At 40.4% G+C, this 17,816-nt stretch carries 16 protein-coding genes; 9 read left to right on the top strand and 7 right to left on the bottom strand.

The features are described 5' to 3' along the window. Nucleotides 1–138 precede the first annotated feature (138 nt). Complete coding sequence (locus GBI66_RS11350) at nucleotides 139–984, top strand: IclR family transcriptional regulator (RefSeq protein ID WP_005258332.1); 846 nt, start codon at nucleotides 139–141, stop codon at nucleotides 982–984. Between the two features lie 9 nt (nucleotides 985–993). Here GBI66_RS11350 and GBI66_RS11345 read toward each other — a convergent pair whose 3' ends face one another. From GBI66_RS11345 to GBI66_RS11320, 6 genes are all read right to left on the bottom strand, one after another. Beyond that, on the bottom strand, nucleotides 994–2,187 hold the full coding sequence (locus GBI66_RS11345) for an MFS transporter (RefSeq protein ID WP_151716169.1): 1,194 nt from the start codon (nucleotides 2,185–2,187) through the stop codon (nucleotides 994–996). Between the two features lie 63 nt (nucleotides 2,188–2,250). Further along, on the bottom strand, nucleotides 2,251–3,093 hold the full coding sequence (locus tag GBI66_RS11340; protein WP_151716168.1) for an IclR family transcriptional regulator: 843 nt from the start codon (nucleotides 3,091–3,093) through the stop codon (nucleotides 2,251–2,253). Between the two features lie 109 nt (nucleotides 3,094–3,202). Then, nucleotides 3,203–4,408 carry a 3-oxoadipyl-CoA thiolase gene (locus GBI66_RS11335; RefSeq protein WP_151716167.1) on the bottom strand — a complete coding sequence of 402 codons (1,206 nt, stop codon included), beginning with the start codon at nucleotides 4,406–4,408 and terminating at the stop codon, nucleotides 3,203–3,205. 14 nt (nucleotides 4,409–4,422) lie between these two features. Next, nucleotides 4,423–5,946 (bottom strand): 3-hydroxyacyl-CoA dehydrogenase, encoded by a 1,524-nt coding sequence (locus GBI66_RS11330; protein ID WP_151716166.1) that lies wholly within the window; start codon nucleotides 5,944–5,946, stop codon nucleotides 4,423–4,425. 61 nt (nucleotides 5,947–6,007) lie between these two features. Continuing rightward, nucleotides 6,008–6,769: an SDR family oxidoreductase gene (locus GBI66_RS11325; protein WP_151716165.1), complete on the bottom strand. Its 762-nt coding sequence runs from the start codon at nucleotides 6,767–6,769 to the stop codon at nucleotides 6,008–6,010. Nucleotides 6,770–6,798: 29 nt separating this feature from the next. Continuing rightward, nucleotides 6,799–7,587 (bottom strand): enoyl-CoA hydratase, encoded by a 789-nt coding sequence (locus tag GBI66_RS11320; RefSeq protein WP_151716164.1) that lies wholly within the window; start codon nucleotides 7,585–7,587, stop codon nucleotides 6,799–6,801. A gap of 311 nt (nucleotides 7,588–7,898) precedes the next feature. Between GBI66_RS11320 and GBI66_RS11315 the strand changes: the two genes are divergently transcribed. From GBI66_RS11315 to GBI66_RS11290, 6 genes are read left to right on the top strand one after another with little or no spacing between them, the layout of a single operon-like run. Further along, on the top strand, nucleotides 7,899–9,053 hold the full coding sequence (locus tag GBI66_RS11315; protein WP_092705456.1) for an acyl-CoA dehydrogenase family protein: 1,155 nt from the start codon (nucleotides 7,899–7,901) through the stop codon (nucleotides 9,051–9,053). Between the two features lie 57 nt (nucleotides 9,054–9,110). Next, on the top strand, nucleotides 9,111–10,394 hold the full coding sequence (locus tag GBI66_RS11310; RefSeq protein ID WP_195805479.1) for an MFS transporter: 1,284 nt from the start codon (nucleotides 9,111–9,113) through the stop codon (nucleotides 10,392–10,394). Nucleotides 10,395–10,441: 47 nt separating this feature from the next. Then, a complete protein-coding gene (locus tag GBI66_RS11305; RefSeq protein ID WP_151716163.1) occupies nucleotides 10,442–11,110 on the top strand; it encodes a 3-oxoacid CoA-transferase subunit A in 669 nt (222 codons plus the stop codon). Further along, a complete protein-coding gene (locus tag GBI66_RS11300; protein ID WP_151716162.1) occupies nucleotides 11,110–11,763 on the top strand; it encodes a 3-oxoacid CoA-transferase subunit B in 654 nt (217 codons plus the stop codon). Before GBI66_RS11305 ends, GBI66_RS11300 begins: the two co-directional genes overlap by 1 nt. A 36-nt stretch (nucleotides 11,764–11,799) precedes the next feature. Continuing rightward, a complete protein-coding gene (gene dcaP, locus GBI66_RS11295) occupies nucleotides 11,800–13,116 on the top strand; it encodes an outer membrane trimeric porin-like protein DcaP (protein ID WP_151716161.1) in 1,317 nt (438 codons plus the stop codon). 17 nt (nucleotides 13,117–13,133) lie between these two features. Beyond that, complete coding sequence (locus tag GBI66_RS11290) at nucleotides 13,134–14,351, top strand: MFS transporter (RefSeq protein ID WP_151716160.1); 1,218 nt, start codon at nucleotides 13,134–13,136, stop codon at nucleotides 14,349–14,351. Nucleotides 14,352–14,371: 20 nt separating this feature from the next. Here GBI66_RS11290 and GBI66_RS11285 read toward each other — a convergent pair whose 3' ends face one another. Beyond that, nucleotides 14,372–14,821 (bottom strand): PaaI family thioesterase, encoded by a 450-nt coding sequence (locus GBI66_RS11285; protein ID WP_101663641.1) that lies wholly within the window; start codon nucleotides 14,819–14,821, stop codon nucleotides 14,372–14,374. Between the two features lie 302 nt (nucleotides 14,822–15,123). Here GBI66_RS11285 and GBI66_RS11280 point away from each other — a divergent pair, with 302 nt between their 5' ends. Together GBI66_RS11280 and paaG are read left to right on the top strand one after the other, a co-directional pair. Further along, the gene (locus GBI66_RS11280) at nucleotides 15,124–16,926 is read left to right on the top strand and encodes an acyl-CoA dehydrogenase C-terminal domain-containing protein (RefSeq protein ID WP_151716159.1); all 1,803 of its coding nucleotides are present in this window, start codon (nucleotides 15,124–15,126) and stop codon (nucleotides 16,924–16,926) included. A gap of 44 nt (nucleotides 16,927–16,970) precedes the next feature. Next, nucleotides 16,971–17,759, top strand: a complete 789-nt coding sequence (gene paaG, locus GBI66_RS11275) for a 2-(1,2-epoxy-1,2-dihydrophenyl)acetyl-CoA isomerase PaaG (protein WP_151716158.1) — start codon at nucleotides 16,971–16,973, stop codon at nucleotides 17,757–17,759. Nucleotides 17,760–17,816: the final 57 nt, after the last annotated feature.

Here is a 17,816-nt window from a genome sequence, read left to right as displayed (position 1 = left end):
ATCTGTATTTTGACTTTGCTTTGTGATTGTACTTAACTTTGTTGTTTAGATATTCATGGATGAGCTTTAACTGTTTATTATAGAAAAAATAGATTATAATTTTCGCAGTGCGAAACAAATATTTAGATTGGTAAAATCATGAATGATGCCGTAGATGCAGAACAAACAGAAAAATTATTAGCGCCTTTAAGGCATGAGCTGTTACATCCGATTGAAGACATGCAAGATGAAAATGACCGTCAATTTATTACGGCTTTAGCTCGTGGTTTAGAGCTGCTACGCTGCTTCACTCCAAAACATCAGCATTTGGGCAATCAGGAATTGGCACAAATGACAGGTTTGCCGAAGCCAACGATTACTCGTCTCACGCATACTTTGTCTCGTTTGGGATATATCAAGCAAGTCCCGAATTCGAGCAAATTCCAGCTCTCTGTGGGTGTCTTGGCTTTTGGCTATTCCATGCTGTCCAATGTATCGATTCGTTCTATTGCGCATCCTTATATGAAGAATTTGGCTGACTATGCAGGTGCTGCGGTTGCAATGGCAACACGTGATCGTCTGAATATGATTTATCTGGATGTGGTACAGGGCAAAGGCAATATGACCATGCGCCGTCAGGTCGGTACTTATTTACCCATTCATTTGAGTTCGATGGGGCGTGCTTGCCTAGCTGCAATGCCTGAAGATGAACGAGAATTTTTACTTGATGCGATTCGCAGCAAGCATAAAGAAGACTGGATCAAGATTAACCGTGATCTGGATAAAGCCTTTAAAGACTATCAGGATTTTGGCTATTGTTTTTCAGTGGGTGAATGGCATAAAGATGTCAACTCGGTTGCTGTTCCATTAATTCATGAACAGCATGGTTTACTGGTATTTAACTGTGGCGGTCCAAGTTTTATTATGAACCGTGAGAAGCTTGAAGAGGATATTGCTCCACGCCTTTTACATATGGTGAATAATATTCGTACCGAAATTAGTTAAGCACGTTCTTCATTTTAAAAAACCAGCATCATATTTATGCTGGTTTTTTGCATCACATAAACAATAATAAAGACATAGCACGGCAAAAATTAAGCCTAAAATACAGACACCTATCCATCCGAAGTGTTTCCAGGCATAGCTTCCCGCTGTTGTGCCTAATGCGCCGCCAGCAAAGTAACCTGTCATATAAATCGCGTTAAATCGTGAGCGTAATTCTTGATTAAGTTTAAATACAATACTTTGATTAGTCACATGAACAGCAGAAAGAGAAGCGTAGAGAATAAGTAAAGCAATAATATAAAAGGCGAAATGATAGGGTAACAGTGAAAAAAGTATCCAACTTAAAATTAGCCCAATGCCGCAATAAATCGAAATTTTATGAATATAGCCTTGATCAATAAATTTGCCTGAGAAATTAGCAATGAAAGTCCCTAACACGCCAACAAAACCAAAAAGACCAATGGTAAAGTCACTAAAAAAATAGGGCGCTGGAGCCAATAGCAACGACATTGTGGTAAAGGTTAAACTCACACAAGCAAATGTAAAACCACCAATATAGGTTCTGTTTCTTAAACGCCGATTTTGAATAAAAATTTGTGGTAAAGAGCGAATAGTTTTTACATAGTTTTCAGATTTGGTTGGTGGAAATAACCCGATATTACGATGCAAAATAAAGGCAATAACAAGTAATAGAAAACCACTGACCAAATAAATAATATTCCAAGCGAAAAGTGTAGACATGAGCCCTGAAAGGGAACGGGCGAGTAAAACACCCATCATCAGTCCGCTCAGTAAAAAGCCAACCACACGGCCGCTTTGTTGAATCGGAACCAGACTCGCAGCAAGGGGCAATAACAGTTGGGCTGAACTGGAAAATAGACCAGTAATGACGGTGCCAAGTAGTAAAAGATAAATATTGTGCGAAAAACCGCTAATAATTAATCCACTTGAAGCCAATAACATAAAGATAAATAGTAGCTTGCGCTTTTCTATTATGTCCCCTAATGGCATTAAGAAGAGTAAGCCACATGCGTAGGTGATTTGAGCTAGAGTTGGCACCCACGCTGTAGTTGTTTCGGTTAAATCTAGGCTTACACTAATTGAGTGAATGAGTGGCTGACTAAAATAATTTCCGCCTGTACAAATGCCTGCGGCAATCGCCATTAAAATAATGGTTGGGGTATAGAGTGCGTTTTTCATCATGCCTTAGTCATAATGAAAGTGGAACTTTAATCAACACAACCATGATTATTTTAAGCACGATTGTTAGTGCGTTTCATTCAAGGCATCTTGAATATTGTGCACCATGTGGATTAAACGTGGTCCAATTTCACCTTCAAGTTTTTCTGGATTTAAATGAAAACTTGGCGCGCCACAGTTAAAAACATAAAGACCATGTTTTGAGCTGACCAAAGGTACAGCCACCGAGTTCACTTCTTTATGCCACTCGCCTAAAGACAAACAATATCCATAATCTTGGTAATCACGGAAAGCTCGTTCTAAAGAACGTTTTATGGCTGGCCAGTTTTCGTAATTCTTTTGTTTCAGTGCATCGAGTAGAAAGTTGCGCTCACGTTCAGGAGTTGCAGCCAAACAAGCCCGACCCATTGAACTACTATGCAGTGGTAAGGTTGACCCAATTGGACGGCGCATATTTAATGCAGTTTCAATTTGTACAACATCGATATACACCATATTTAATCGGTCACGCGTTGCCATCGCCACAGGGGCCTGAACATACTGACTCAACTCTTCCATATATTGATGAGCAATATTACGAATTGAGATATTAGATAATGCTGCATATCCTAAAGATAAGACACCAATATCTAATGTATATTTGGTCGAGTTAGGCAATTGTTTTAAATAACCTAATGACACAAGGGTATTGGTAATACGTGCAATGGTTGGTTTAGGTAAACCTGTCATTTTTGCTAATTCTTGGTTACCAAGCACTTGATTATTTGCAGAAAAGCATCTTAAAAGTTCTAAACCGCGTGCTAAAGAAGCAATAAATTGCGGGTTGTTTTCCCGATGTATATGCGAAATAGGATCTAAACGTATCTCATCAAAATTTATTGGTTTTTCAGTTTCCATGTTTTGAGACATTCGATCCTCAAATATAATTAAAGCAATAGTTTTGCCATTATATTTCGCTCTGCAAAATAAATCCATTCATCACTGCGCTGTTGTGATGAATGGATATCGGGTTCAACGTTTATGCAACGTTTTCAATCACCATTGCAAGACCTTGACCTACACCAATACAAAGGCTCACCACAGCATATTTCTTTTTACGGCGAATTAATTCGCGAGCTACTGTTAAGCTAAGACGAGCGCCAGATGCACCAAGTGGATGACCAACCGCAATCGCACCGCCGTTTGGATTTACGCGTGGGTCATTAAAATCGACGTTCAAGCCTTTTAGACAAGATAAAACTTGTGAAGCAAAGGCTTCATTAATTTCGATAATATCCATGTCATCTAAAGTAAGGCCAGCACGCGCAACTGCTTTCTTAATGGCTTCAATAGGGCCTGCACCCATAATACGTGGTTCAATACCAGCTGCCGCTGCCGACAAAATTTTTGCCATTGGTTTTAAGCCATATTTTTGACCCGCAGCTTCTGAACCAATCAATAGGGCTGCTGCACCATCATTAATACCTGAGGCATTACCAGCAGTGACCACACCACCTTCAAAGAGTGGTTTTAACTTTGTGAGAGCTTCAACAGTTGAGCTTGGGCGAGGGTGTTCATCTTCTGAAACGAGTTTAGGAGGTAGTTTTTTGCCTTGAAATACTTCAATCGTGGTGATTTCACCAGCAAAGAAACCTTCTTCTTTGGCTTTTTGGTATTTGGCTTGTGATTGAGCTGCAAATAAATCTGCTTGCTCACGGCTAATACCAAAATCGGCTGCAACGTTATCACCCGTTTCAGGCATTGAATGACCGCCATACTGAGAAATAATTTTTTTATTTGGAAAGCGAGAGCCAATTGTGGTGTCATAAATTTTTGCATCACGGCTATAAGCACTTTCCGCTTTACCCATTACAAAGGGTGCGCGTGACATACTTTCTACACCACCTGCAATATACAGTTCGCCTTCACCACAAGTAATCGCACGTGCTGAGTCAATTACTGCACCTAGACCACTAGCACATAGGCGGTTTACTGTTTGGCCCGGCACAGTGACTGGTAATCCCGCAAGTAATAGTGCATTTCGTGCCACATTACGGCTATCTTCACCCGCCTGGTTGGTGTCACCTAAAATTATATCTTCAATATCCGCGCCCGGCACACCAGTTTTTTCAAGCAACTTTTGAATGACAGTTGCAGCTAAATCATCAGGGCGAATTGAGGCAAGTTCACCTGCATGACGGCCAAATGGACTACGTAAACCATCATAAATATATGCATTTAACATTGAGAAATTCCTTTTCAAGACTCGTGAGTAAAAGTAAGAGGTAAATGAAGTGCGACACGACGCTGTAACCACGGGCTAGGGCGGTAACGTGGGTCATGCGTAAGTGCGGTTATACGGTTTAGAATGAGTAAGATTTTTTGGCTGCCGACTTGATCGCCCCATTCAATTGGACCAAATGGATAGCCTAAGCCAAGACGTACCGCTGCATTAATATCATCTACAGTAGCAACATTTTGCTGTGCAATATCACAGCCTAAATTAATGACCATTGCCAAAACGCGCTGCGCAACAAAGCCAATACTTTCATTAATCATACTCACCAGATTTCCATCTAGATTGAAAATAGAGTGAGCTGCCTGACGATATTCAGGTTTGGTAATGAGTGAAGGCATTAAGGTACGATGCTTTGCAGTGCCATAAAGCATGTCTATAGCAACAGCTTGTTTTGGATTAACTCCAAGGCGAGTAGCCGCTTGAGTTGTATCTTCACCATAACAAGCGAGTAAACATAAACTATCTGTTTGTGGTTCAGGATGAGTGTCTATGGCAATATTTTGCTGAGTTAAATAATCTTCAAGCTGTTTTTTATCTTCAGGGAAATCCGCCGTTACCCAAACTTTTGGATATTGCGCTAAACGCTCTACAAACTTCGCAGGTTGTTCACCTGTTTTTGAACCGGTTTCATAGTTATAAAAACCTTGATTAACCTTACGCCCAAGTTGCTTGGCGTCTAGCATTTGCTTGGTCAGTGGATTTGGTTTGTAACGGGCTTCTTCATAGTACTGGTGATAAATCGACTCCATGACTGGATGAGAAACATCAAGGCCAGTTAAATCGAGTAATTCAAAAGGACCCATTCTAAAACCAACGCCGTCACGTAAAATTCGGTCAATTTCACTAATATCACAGACGTTCTCGTTTAAAATTTTAAGCGCTTCTGTTCCATAAGCTCGGCCAGCGTGATTAATAATAAATCCAGGGGTATCCTTCGCAACAACAGGGCGGTGACCAAATGCACGAGACAGATCGTTTAAGGCATCAATAATAAGTGGGTCAGTTTTTAAACCACGAATGACTTCAACCACTTTCATGAGTGGAACTGGGTTAAAAAAGTGATAACCCACAACACGTTCAGGTTTTTTGCAGTTTGCCGCAATCGCTGTAATAGATAGAGAAGAGGTGTTCGAGGCTAAAATGGTATTATCTGAAACGATGTCTTCAAGCTGCTGCATCAAGCTCTGTTTGATATCTAGACGTTCAACAATTGCTTCTACAATCAGATCGCAATTTTTTAAATCTTCAATTTGATGAGCAACAACTAAATGGCTATTTGCCTGAGCTGCTTGCTCAAGTGTAATTTTATTTTTGTCGACTAACTTTTGAAATGTGGCAGCTAGTTTTTCTTTGGCCTGTTCTGCTGCACCTGCTTTGGCATCATATAAATAAGTGGTATGACCTGACTGCGCAGCAATTTGAGCAATGCCACTGCCCATAATACCGACACCAATCACAGCCATGCTTTTAATATCATAAGTCATGTCGATCATCCTGATGAGTAATCTATATTTGAAATTAAACGGAAAAATAGGGTTTGGTGATTTAGCTTAAGCATTGTTTATCACCATCAATTGGTAAGATTTGACCTGAAATAGAGCGACCACTGTCTGATGCTATAAATAGGCACAAATCTGCAATATGCTTTGGATTGACAAAATATTTGAGGGACTGATTTTTCAGTGCATTTTGGGTCACGTCTTCAAGTGAGGTATGGGCTACGTCGGCACGGGCCTGTAATACGCGCTGAACCCGATCACCATCTACTGCACCCGGAAGAATAGCGTTAACTCGAATATTATCTGCACCGAGTTCCATAGAAAGCGTTTTGGTAAAACCGATCAGTCCCCATTTTGAGGTGGAATAGGCCAATCGATATGGATAGCCTAAGCGGCCAGCAATAGACGACATATTAATAATCACGCCTGCCTGTGCTTGCTTTAAATAGGGAATAGCTAACTGGGTAATTAAAAAAGTGCTATTCAGGTTTAAATTAATGACCGTATTCCAATCTTCAAAACTTAGTTCATCTGCTGCAACGGTCGGGCCTGAAATGCCTGTGTTATTGACTAAAATATCAATACCACCAAGTTTCTGAATTGCTTGGCTAAACATGAGTTTAACTTGCTCATGGTCAGCCAAATCACACGTATGCATATGCAGCTTTGGATAGTCTTTCTGAAACTGTTCTAGGCTTTTAGCATTAATATCACAAACGAAAACTTCATCCTGATTGTTTAAAAATGCCTCGGCAATGCATCGTCCAATCCCTGAACCACCTGCACTAATTAATACTTTTCTACTCATTTTCATTCCTTTGTTATTATCGTTTTAAATTATTTACCTTGATAAGACGGTTTACGTTTTTCAATAAAAGCTTGAATACCTTCATTTTTATCTTCGGTAGAAAACAGCAACTGGAATGCTTTCCGTTCTAGGGTTAAGCCTGCATTTAATGGAACGTCTTCGCTCATCAGCGCAACTTCTTTAATTTGTTGCAGGGCAATAGGAGGCATTTTGGCTAGGCTTTGCGCCATTTGAATCGCAGTTGGAATCGTCTGATCATCTTCTGTGACTTGTGAAACAAGACCAATGATATAAGCTTCTTCGGCTCTTACCATGGCACCCGTCATAATCATGCGCATGGCATGGAATTTACCAACCGCACGGAATAAACGTTGTGTACCACCAGCACCTGGCATTAACCCGACTTTAATTTCTGGTTGACCAAAGATTGCGCCTTTACCTGCAATAATAATGTCAGCATGCATTGCAAGTTCGCAGCCCCCCCCTAATGCATAACCATTTACAGCAGCAATCACAGGTTTAGGGCACTGAGCAATCGCGTTCCAGTAACGTTCGGTATGACGTAATAACATTTCTGTGGACGTTGCGGTTGCCATTTCTTTTAGATCTGCACCTGCTGCAAAGACTTCTTCACCACCTGTGAGCACAATCGCATTGATCTCATCATTAAAAGTTAATTCGGTAAAAGCTTGTGCTAGTTGCTTACGAAGCTCTGTATTCAGTGCATTTTTTGCTTCAGGTCGGTTTATTTTTACAATCGCTACTTTTTGAATAGAAAAGTCAACTTCTACGAAATTATTCCCTGTTAATACACTCATTTTTGAATTCCTTGTTTCGCATATCAAAACTATATTCCTTTTATGATGCTTATTTTGGAATTTATTTCAAGTCTTATTTAGTTTGTTCTAACGATTATGAATTGTAAAACAATCTAAGTGCTTGATATTACGTAATGGTGTATTTTTAAATTTCGTTAAACGAAATTAATTTTCAAAAAAGCTTGAAATTTGTGTTTTTGTTCTCGTACTATGAAACATGTCCGCAGTAAACAAGATTTAAAACATGGTATCCAGACAAGCTGGAGATAGCTGAGGGGTACGATGGAAATACATAAAAAGGGAGATCACAGATGATCCGTGATGAAGGGATGTTGGAGCAGTTACTTTCAACAATTCGAGATTTTGTAAAAAATGAATTGATCCCTCGTGAAAACGAAGTGGTAGAGAAAGACAAAATTCCAGATGACATTGTGCAGCAAATGCGTGAGCTTGGTTTGTTCGGCCTCACAATTCCAGAAGAATATGGTGGCCTAGGCATCACCATGGAAGAAGAAGTTAGAGTTGCATTTGAACTTGGACAAACTTCACCAGCTTTTCGCTCTTTAATTGGCACTAATAATGGTATTGGTTCTAGTGCGATTTTGATTGATGGCACAGAAGAGCAAAAGCAAAAATATTTACCGCGTTACGCAAGTGGCGAAATTATTGGTTCATTTTGTTTAACCGAGCCTGAATCTGGTTCTGATGCGGCCTCTTTAAAAACCAGTGCCGTAAAAGATGGCGATTTTTATGTGTTAAACGGCACTAAGCGTTTTATTACCAATGCACCTCATGCTGCAACTTTTACTGTAATGGCTCGAACCAATCCTGAAATTAAAGGGTCTGGTGGCATTTCAGCTTTTTTAGTTGAGGCCAATACACCAGGCATCACGTTGGGCAAAATTGACCAAAAAATGGGGCAAAAGGGTTCGCACACCTGTGATGTCATTTTTGAAAATTGCCGTGTGCCTGCTTCTGCACTGATTGGTGGGGTAGAAGGTGTCGGTTTTAAAACGGCCATGAAAGTGCTTGATAAAGGGCGCTTGCACATTGGTGCATATAGTGTGGGTGTTTCTGAGCGTATGTTAAATGACGCATTGCACTATGCAATTGAGCGTAAACAATTTGGTCAGCCCATTGCGAACTTCCAGTTGATTCAAGCGATGCTTGCTGACTCAAAAGCCGAGATTTATGCGGCTAAATGCATGGTCCTAGATGCAGCCCGTCGCCGTGATAATGGCGAAAACATTAGCACAGAAGCATCTTGCGCGAAAATGTTTGCAACTGAAATGTGTGGACGCGTTGCTGACCGCTGTGTACAGATTCACGGTGGTGCAGGTTATATCAGTGAATATGCCATTGAGCGTTTTTATCGTGATGTACGTTTGTTCCGTTTATATGAAGGAACCACGCAAGTTCAACAAATTATTATTGCCAAGAACATGATTAGGGAAGCGACTACCTAATAAAAAATAAATGCCATGAGGCATTGGATGCCTCATGTTCCTTCAGAGGATATGGACATGACAACAGAAACAGTTGCACAAAATACGGCTAGCAGTGAAGCTATCCAGACACCAAAAAAAATTTGGATTACCGCATTTATATTCGCTTTTTTAACATTGTTGTGTGATGGGGCAGACTTAGGTTTTTTGGCATTGAGCCTGACCAGTCTTAAAACAGAATTTCATTTAACCGGTGTACAAGCTGGAACGTTAGGCAGTTTAACACTTTTAGGTTCAGCAATTGGTGGCCTGATTGGTGGTTGGGCATGTGACCGTTTTGGGCGGGTCCGCATTATTGTGTTCTTTATTGCTTATTCTTCAGTTTTAACCAGCGCACTGGGTTTTACTGATTCTTATATGCAATTTGCAGTTTTAAGAACTTTTGGAGCGATGGGCTTAGGCGCGCTCTATATTGCTTGTAATATTTTAATGTCAGAAATGGTGCCAACCAAACATCGCTCGACTGTTTTGGCTACTCTCATGACGGGTTATACCTTAGGTTCTTTGTTAGCGACTTTATTGGCAGGGCATATTATTCCTGAACATGGCTGGCGTTTCCTTTATTGGATTGCAATTACGCCTGTGGTTTTGTCAGTTTTAATGCACTTTTGCGTACCTGAACCTGAATCATGGAAAAAATCTCGTCAATTAAAAGCGTTAGAAGTCGCTCAAAGTAGCCAACCTAAAAAACGTCAAAACCCATATCTTGAAATTTTAAAAGATAAGAAACATGGCACTATGTTTGTGCTTTGGATTATTAGTACGGGCGCATTGCAGTTTGGCTATTACGGCGTAAGTAACTGGTTACCTGCTTATTTAGAGTCTGATCTTGGCATCAAATTTAAAGAAATGGCCATGTATATGGTCGGTACTTTCCTGATTATGATGTTTGCTAAAGTGATTGCAGGGATTGTTGCCGATAAATTAGGACGTCGCGCTGTATTTGCTTTCGGAACCATTGGTACAGCTTTATTTATTCCGGTCATTGTCTATTTAAATACACCAACCAATATTTTATGGATGATGCTGTTCTTCGGTTTCCTTTACGGTATTCCATACGCAATTAATGCCACCTATATGACCGAAAGCTTTCCGACGTCTATCCGAGGTTCGGCAGTGGGCGGCGCTTATAACATTGGCAAAGTGCTTTCTATTTTCTCTCCATTAACAATTGGTTATTTATCACAGAACGGTTCTATTGGCTTAGGGCTTTTGGTGATGGCTGCGGCTTATTTTATCTGCGGGGTAATTCCATTGTTATTTATCAAAGACCGACTATTTAACCCGCAAAAGGCAGAGTGACAGATCAATCTGTCACCTTAAATTAAGGATGAAAAGGGACAAGTGAGATGATAAATAAAATCACCAGTGACATTGAACCGATTTTAAAAGCGATTCCTGATGGAGCAACCATCATGACAGGCGGGTTTGGTGTAACGGGGCAACCTGCTGAATTAATTGAAGCCTTAATTGATTTAGGAAAAAAAGAACTTACCATTGTAAATAACAATGCGGCTTCTGGTGATCGTGGTTTAACCAAGCTCATTATTGCTGGCTGTGTTAAAAAAATGATTTGTTCATTTCCGAAATCTGCTGGATCAACCGTTTTTCAAGACTTATATCGAGCGGGAAAAATTGAGTTGGAACTGGTTCCGCAAGGGAATTTGGCATGTCGTATTCAGGCAGCGGGTGCTGGTTTAGGTGCTGTTTTTACTCCGACTGGCTATGGAACTAAAGTTGCCGAGGGTAAAGAGACCCGCACCATTAACGGTAAAAACTATGTACTTGAATATCCACTTGAAGCTGATTTTGCACTGATTTATGCCGATAAAGCCGACCGGTGGGGCAATTTAACTTACCGCAAAGCGGCGCGAAATTTTGGCCCAATTATGGCAAAAGCCGCCAAGACCACAATTGTTCAAGTGAACGACACCGTAGAGCTAGGAACGCTTGACCCAGAGTGCATTATTACACCAGGAATTTTTGTTCAGCACGTTGTAAAAGTAGGAGATATCTAATGTCAGTTCAAAAGCGTTCTCGTGAAGATATTGCCAAACTCATTGCCAATGATATTCCAGAAGGTTCCTATGTCAATTTAGGCATTGGCTTACCGACCAACGTTGCTAAATTTTTGCCAAAAGACAAAGAAATCTTTTTACATTCGGAAAATGGCGTTTTGGCTTTTGGTCCACCGCCACAACCAGGGGAAGAAGATGAAGATTTAGTGAATGCAGGAAAAGAACTTGTCACCTTATTGGATGGTGGATGCTTTATGCATCATGGTGACTCGTTTGATATTATGCGTGGCGGTCATTTGGACATTTGCGTAATTGGGGCATTCCAAGTTGCGGTAAATGGAGACTTAGCAAACTGGCATACTGGTAAAGCAGATGATGTACCAGCAGTTGGTGGTGCTATGGATTTGGCGGTCGGTGCAAAAACGATTTATGTCTATATGGAACATGTCACTAAAAAAGGTGAGTCCAAAATTGTAAAAGAACTCACATACCCAATGACAGGCGAGCAGTGTGTCAATCGTATTTATACCGATTTATGCATTATTGAACTCAAAGACCAAAAAGCTTATGTCACGGAAATGGTGGAAGGCTTAACTTTTGATGAATTACAAGCAGTCACAGACTGTGAGCTAATCGATGCATGTGTAGCCTAAATACACACGGAAAAAAGCTTCTTTAAGGATTAAAAGATGAAAAAATTAATTTTAGCTGCAGCTTGCGCTGCGGCCTCAGGGACTATTTTTGCAAATTCTTCAGATACGACAGAACAAAGAATTAATTTGCTAGAAACCGAGCTGCAAAGATTAAAAGCAGAACTTACTGCTCAAAAACAAACTCAAAATAATTTACAGGTCAAACAAGTAAAGATCGAAGAGAACATCGAAAAAACTAAAGCGACTGTAACAGAGAAGCTGATTGCTCCTTCGTGGGTCACTTGGACGGATAATGTGAAGGTTTACGGTATTGCCCGACTAGATGCAGCAGTTGATTTTAAGTCTTCTCCAGATTCAGGCGGCAGAACCACAAGCAGTATCTATCGAACTCCATTTGAAAGCGCGCAACGCTCAAACCATTCCCGTTCGGATGCCATGATTAATGCAAGCCGATTGGGCGTTTACTTTAATAGCCCAAATAAAGATGTGACGGGAAATATTGAAGCCGATTTCTTTGATAGCTCTAACATGGGAACTGGTGATGGGAAGTTTCGTATTCGCCATGCTTATTTTACCTATAAAGACTGGACCTTTGGTCAAACCTGGTCACTGATGTCGAATATGGAAACCCGAACGGAATCGGTCGATTACACCCAGTTTATCGGTACATCATATACACGGACACCTCAGGTGCGTTATGACTGGAAAATTGATCAGAATCATGATTTGAAAGTAGCATTTGAATATACGGGTTCACGAGTTTCCGCTTTTCCAACATTGACGGGGCGATATACATTTAAGCAAGGACCGTTAATGGCATTAGCTCAAGGCTTTGTGAACGAGAAATCTGTAGATGTGGCAAAAGATACGGTTAAAAAAGTGAGTTGGGGGGCGGGTGCAGGACTCAAATATCAACTTGATCCGCAGCAATCTGTTCAGGCGAACTATCAATATATTGTGGGTGATCAGAAGTTCATGCCTTATACCACCCAAAGTGGATTGGCGAATGCTACGGCATTGAATGCAGCGGGGGATTTCTCTTTAGATCAGGATAAAACCGATTTACTAATGAATAAGTTAAACAGTTTTAATCTCGGTTATTCTTATAAATTCAATGATCAATGGCGTGCCAATGTATCAGCTTCGCTATTTGAATATGACGATAACACTGAATATGCCAAGCTGAATCAGGATGCTAACAAACGCTTAACCGATTACGCCGTCAATGTCTTCTATTCACCCGCCGAGCAAATCGATATTGGTATGGAATATCATCAAGGAAAACGTGAGGTATTTGATGGCAGAACGGCGGATGTGTCACGCCTTAACTTTGTGTCGATGTATAAGTTTTAAAAATAAGGCAAGGGAATATGGATAAAATAGCTCGGCTCGATACAGACGCGATATTGTCAAAAAGCTTTATTTTTATCATGGCGATGACATGTGGAATTTGTGCGGGTTCAAACTATTATAACCAGCCTTTAATCTATTCAATTGCAGAAGCATTAAAAGTCAATGCCGATCAAGTTGCTTTAACCATTGTAATTAGCCAACTGTCATATGCAGTTGGCCTTTTTATATTGGTTCCCTTAGGCGACTTTTTTGAAAAGCGAAGTTATATTTGCTTGCTTATGTGTTGTACAGGCCTTGCACAAGTAGGGCTATCCTTAAGTCAAACCTTGCCAGTTTTATATGGCTTTACCTTTTTAGCGACATTCTTTTCTATTGCAACTCAAGTTTTAGTTCCTTTCGCCGCAGGATTAGCTAGCCCACAAAAAAGCCCTCAAGTTGTAGGTACTCTCATGAGTGGTTTGTTTTTGGGAATATTATTGGCGCGTTCTATTGCAGGCTTACTTTCTACAGTTTGGTCTTGGCATGCGGTTTATTTAATTAGCGGAATCGTCATTTTGGTGTTTGCTTGGGTAATGTGGGGGAAGTTACCAATTGCGCGTAAATCCCATCAACTCAATATTCTACAGATTTATGGTTCATTATTTTCATTAGCTGTTCACCAACCACATTTATTACGCCGTGGTTTTGCCGGAGGGATTGGCTTTGGTATTTTGGCTCTGATTTTTACTACCATGACTTTTATTTTGGCCAATGAACCATATCACTTTAACGATTTCCAGATCGGTTTATTTGGGATTGTTGGACTGGCTGGCGTATTTGCGACCCCTTGGGCAGGTAAGAAAATTGCGGCAGGGCTTGAAAATAAAATTGCAGTGATTTGTTTGGGGCTATTAATAAGTGCATGGATACCACTATTTTTTGCACAGCAGTCTCTAGTTGCTTACGCTGTTGGAGTTGTTATGGCTTATTTCGGTTTGTCGGCATTTCATGTTTTAAATCAAAATCTAGTCTATCGAATTTCGGCGGAAGCGCGTTCCCGTATTAATTCAATTTATATGACCTTATATTTTGGCGGAGCCGCCTTAGGTTCTTTTATTGCAGTGTATGCGTGGAAACATTGGGGATGGGAAGCGTGTGTTGCTTTAGGTATGGCGATGGCAATAACGAGTTTCTTGATTGATCGCTTAGATTTTCATGAAATGGGCAAGATTGCAAAGCAAGAAAAAGCTCCATAAGCAGGAGCTTCAATATTTTATTATTTGCGAATAATCATTAAGGTTGCCGAGGCAAAGGCATACACTTTGCCGCTTTCATCTACGATTTTACCTTCGGTACTAATAATATTACGGCCTGCATTAATCAACTCGGCTGTCGCATAGTAAGACGTGTCAACTTGCATGGGACGGATCATTTTAACATTTAAATCAATGGTTCCATAGCCAACGCCATGTTCAAGTAAAGTGTGAGCTGCACTACCTGTAGCGGTGTCCAGAGCCGTGGCGCAGAAGCCGCCGTGTACACCGCCTTGTATATTTCTATGTTCTTTGCGAGGGGTAACTTTATAAGTCGCTTTACCTTCGGAAACTTCAACGAGTTCCATGGGAATCGTGTGAGCCATAGGAGAAGGAGATATCTCACCATTTTTTAAAGCGGTTAAAAACTCAAGACCTGTATATTTCGGGCTTTCCATGAATCGTCCTTGGATGATTAAGCAATCTAACCACAATACTATAAATTGTATTTTTACGGAATAAAATTTTGCAATACAAAATTAAAATTTATTCTGATTAAGCAGTGATAATTACTTTTTATTCTATATTTATATTTTAAAACATGTGCTTATGTTTTTTCTTTATATGGAAGTTACGATAATTTTGTTAAATTAGTGAAAATATATTTTGCTATAAGAAATTTTTTGATATTTTTGTAGTTGAAATAATAAAAGTCTATTCAAGGAAAAAACGATATCTGCTTATCACACAGGCAGTAACGTGAAAGGGAAAAACTATGCCTTTATACAAAGCTCCATTACGCGATATGCAATTTGTGCTGCATGAAATGCTTCAAACAGAACAGAACTATCAAGGTTTAAGCAAATATCAGGAAAGCGTAAATCGAGAATTAATTGATCAATATTTAGAAGCAGCAGCAGATTTTTGTGAAAATGAGTTGGCACCGATTAACCAAAATGGTGATCAGGAAGGGTGTCATTTAAATCAAGGCGTAGTCACAACTCCGAAAGGTTTTAAAGAAGCCTACCAAAAATATGCTGAGTTAGGTTTTACCTCGTTAACGGCCGATCCGGAATATGGTGGGCAAGGCTTACCGACATTGTTGCGGATCGCTATTTCTGAAATGTTATGTGGTTCTAATTGGGCGTGGGCGATGTATCCAGGCTTGTCTCATGGCGCAATGAGAACCATTGAGCATCATGGCACCGAGCAACAAAAACAAAAGTTTTTAACTAAACTCATTAGTGGCGTTTGGACCGGAACCATGTGTTTAACCGAATCACATGCTGGTTCAGACTTAGGCTTGATTCGTACCAAGGCTGAGCCGAATTTAGATGGGAGTTATGCCATAACAGGAGAAAAGATTTTTATTTCCGCAGGGGAACATGATCTTTCTGAAAATATTATTCATATTGTTTTAGCCCGTTTGCCTCAGTCACCCACAGGGACTAAAGGTATTTCTTTATTTATTGTACCTAAATTTAATGTGAGTGATGATGGTCATGTGCTGGACCATAATAAAGTCGTTTGTAGCGCGATTGAACATAAAATGGGGATTCATGGTAACGCAACCTGTGTTTTAAATTTTGATGCTGCAAAAGGTTATCTAATTGGCCCTGAAAACCGTGGGCTTAACTGTATGTTTACCTTTATGAACACCGCCCGTATTGGGACTGCTGTACAAGGACTCGCTGCCTCTGAGATTTCATTTCAAGGTGCATTAGCTTATGCGAAAGATCGCTTGGCAATGCGTTCTTTATCTGGAGCAAAATGTCCTGATAAAAATGCGGACCCCATTATTGTTCATCCTGCTGTACGTTCCATGTTAATGACTCAAAAAGTATTTTCAGAAGGTGGACGTGCATTAGCCTATTTTCTGGCTCAGCATGTCGATATTGTTGAGACTTCAGATGATCCAGAGCAACGAAAAATGTCGGATGAATTATTGGCCGTTTTAACTCCGATAGCTAAAGCATTTTTAACTGAATCGGGGAATGAATCCGCCAAGCATGGGGTGCAGGTCTTTGGTGGGCATGGCTTTATTGTTGAACACGGGATGGAGCAAATTGTACGCGATGCACGTATCTCAACATTGTATGAGGGCACCACTGAAATTCAGTCTTTAGATTTACTGGCGCGTAAAGTGTTGAAGTCTGAAGGAAAACTGCTAAAAAACATGACCGATTTAATTGAGCAGTTTATTGCGACAAATCAATCAAACACAGCATTGTCTGCTTATACGGGAAAACTGGCTGAATTGAAGCAGCAGTGGTTATCTATTACCGAAGACGTTGCACAAAAAGCCAAGCAAAATCTTGAAGAAATTGGTGCGGCTTCAGTTGATTATCTGTATTTTTCCAGCTATGTGGTATTCGCCTATCTCTGGGCACGTATGGCGCAAGTTGCCCATGAAAAATTGGCTGATGGCACGCAAGAACAAAAATTCTATCAGGCCAAGCTCAGCACAGCGAAGTTCTTCTTTCAGAAGCTATTACATCGTACACAAGCACATGCGGCTTCTATTGCTTCTGGAGCAGAGTCAGTGATGGAACTTGATGAAGACGCTTTTTCATTCTGAGTCTGGTCCACGGATTGTAAATTTTTTTCAGAGAGTAGCGAGAAATGGATTTTGAACATATTTTGATTCATCAACACAACCGTGTCGGTTATTTGACGCTTAATCGCCCAGAAGTGCTGAATAGTTTCAATGAACAAATGCACCTTGAAATTGCGGCAGTTTTAGATCTGTGGGCGGTTGCAAAAGAAGTAAAAGTTATTGTGATTTCTGGCGTAGGTAAAGGTTTTTGTGCTGGACAGGATTTAAGATCAAGAAGTCATGATGTCATAGCTGCGCCAGATTATGATGCAGGTGCGGCTTTAGAAAAGTTCTATAATCCTCTGGTACTTAAAATTACAGATATGGCTAAACCTATAATCGCTGCAGTGAATGGTGTGGCTGCTGGTGCAGGCGCCAATCTGGCTTTGGCTTGTGATCTGGTGGTGGCTAAACAGTCTGCTTCATTTATACAGTCTTTTTGCAAAGTTGGTTTAATTCCTGATGCAGGTGGCACATGGAATCTACCGCATTTGATCGGTTTGGCTCGTGCAAAAGGGCTCACCATGTTGGGTGATCAGTTATCTGCTCAAAAAGCTTTGAATTGGGGACTAATTTGGGAGGTTTATGAAGATGAACTTTTCGAGGCGAGTGTTACTGCATTGGCTGAACAGTTAGCGGAGCAACCCAGTAGTTCGATTGCATTGATTAAACAAGCTTTAAACCGCGCCACAGACAACAGCTTTGTTGAGCAATTGCAGCTGGAGCGTGAATTTCAACGTATTGCAGGACAATCAGATAATTATAAAGAAGGAGTGGCTGCCTTTATGGAAAAGAGAAAACCAGACTTTAGCTAGAAGTATCAGATATTAATAATATTTAGTTCTGGAAAATGAAAACAGTACTTTAGGTCG

Source organism: Acinetobacter sp. TUM15071 (assembly GCF_008980925.1).
Lineage (GTDB): Bacteria > Pseudomonadota > Gammaproteobacteria > Pseudomonadales > Moraxellaceae > Acinetobacter > Acinetobacter dispersus.
Note: the sequence above shows the minus strand (reverse complement) of the source record. Positions and strands in the feature narration are given on the sequence as shown.

Excerpts from the sequence above, each read along its gene's own strand:
- GBI66_RS11335 (WP_151716167.1), bottom strand. The coding sequence starts at position 4,408 with ATGTTAAATGCATATATTTATGATGGTTTACGTAGTCCATTTGGCCGT.
- GBI66_RS11290 (WP_151716160.1), top strand. The coding sequence starts at position 13,134 with ATGGATAAAATAGCTCGGCTCGATACAGACGCGATATTGTCAAAAAGC.
- GBI66_RS11300 (WP_151716162.1), top strand. The coding sequence starts at position 11,110 with ATGTCAGTTCAAAAGCGTTCTCGTGAAGATATTGCCAAACTCATTGCC.
- GBI66_RS11325 (WP_151716165.1), bottom strand. The coding sequence starts at position 6,769 with ATGAGTAGAAAAGTATTAATTAGTGCAGGTGGTTCAGGGATTGGACGA.
- GBI66_RS11330 (WP_151716166.1), bottom strand. The coding sequence starts at position 5,946 with ATGACTTATGATATTAAAAGCATGGCTGTGATTGGTGTCGGTATTATG.
- GBI66_RS11340 (WP_151716168.1), bottom strand. The coding sequence starts at position 3,093 with ATGTCTCAAAACATGGAAACTGAAAAACCAATAAATTTTGATGAGATA.
- GBI66_RS11320 (WP_151716164.1), bottom strand. The coding sequence starts at position 7,587 with ATGAGTGTATTAACAGGGAATAATTTCGTAGAAGTTGACTTTTCTATT.
- GBI66_RS11350 (WP_005258332.1), top strand. The coding sequence starts at position 139 with ATGAATGATGCCGTAGATGCAGAACAAACAGAAAAATTATTAGCGCCT.
- dcaP (WP_151716161.1), top strand. The coding sequence starts at position 11,800 with ATGAAAAAATTAATTTTAGCTGCAGCTTGCGCTGCGGCCTCAGGGACT.
- GBI66_RS11345 (WP_151716169.1), bottom strand. The coding sequence starts at position 2,187 with ATGATGAAAAACGCACTCTATACCCCAACCATTATTTTAATGGCGATT.
- GBI66_RS11315 (WP_092705456.1), top strand. The coding sequence starts at position 7,899 with ATGATCCGTGATGAAGGGATGTTGGAGCAGTTACTTTCAACAATTCGA.
- GBI66_RS11310 (WP_195805479.1), top strand. The coding sequence starts at position 9,111 with ATGACAACAGAAACAGTTGCACAAAATACGGCTAGCAGTGAAGCTATC.
- GBI66_RS11280 (WP_151716159.1), top strand. The coding sequence starts at position 15,124 with ATGCCTTTATACAAAGCTCCATTACGCGATATGCAATTTGTGCTGCAT.
- GBI66_RS11305 (WP_151716163.1), top strand. The coding sequence starts at position 10,442 with ATGATAAATAAAATCACCAGTGACATTGAACCGATTTTAAAAGCGATT.
- paaG (WP_151716158.1), top strand. The coding sequence starts at position 16,971 with ATGGATTTTGAACATATTTTGATTCATCAACACAACCGTGTCGGTTAT.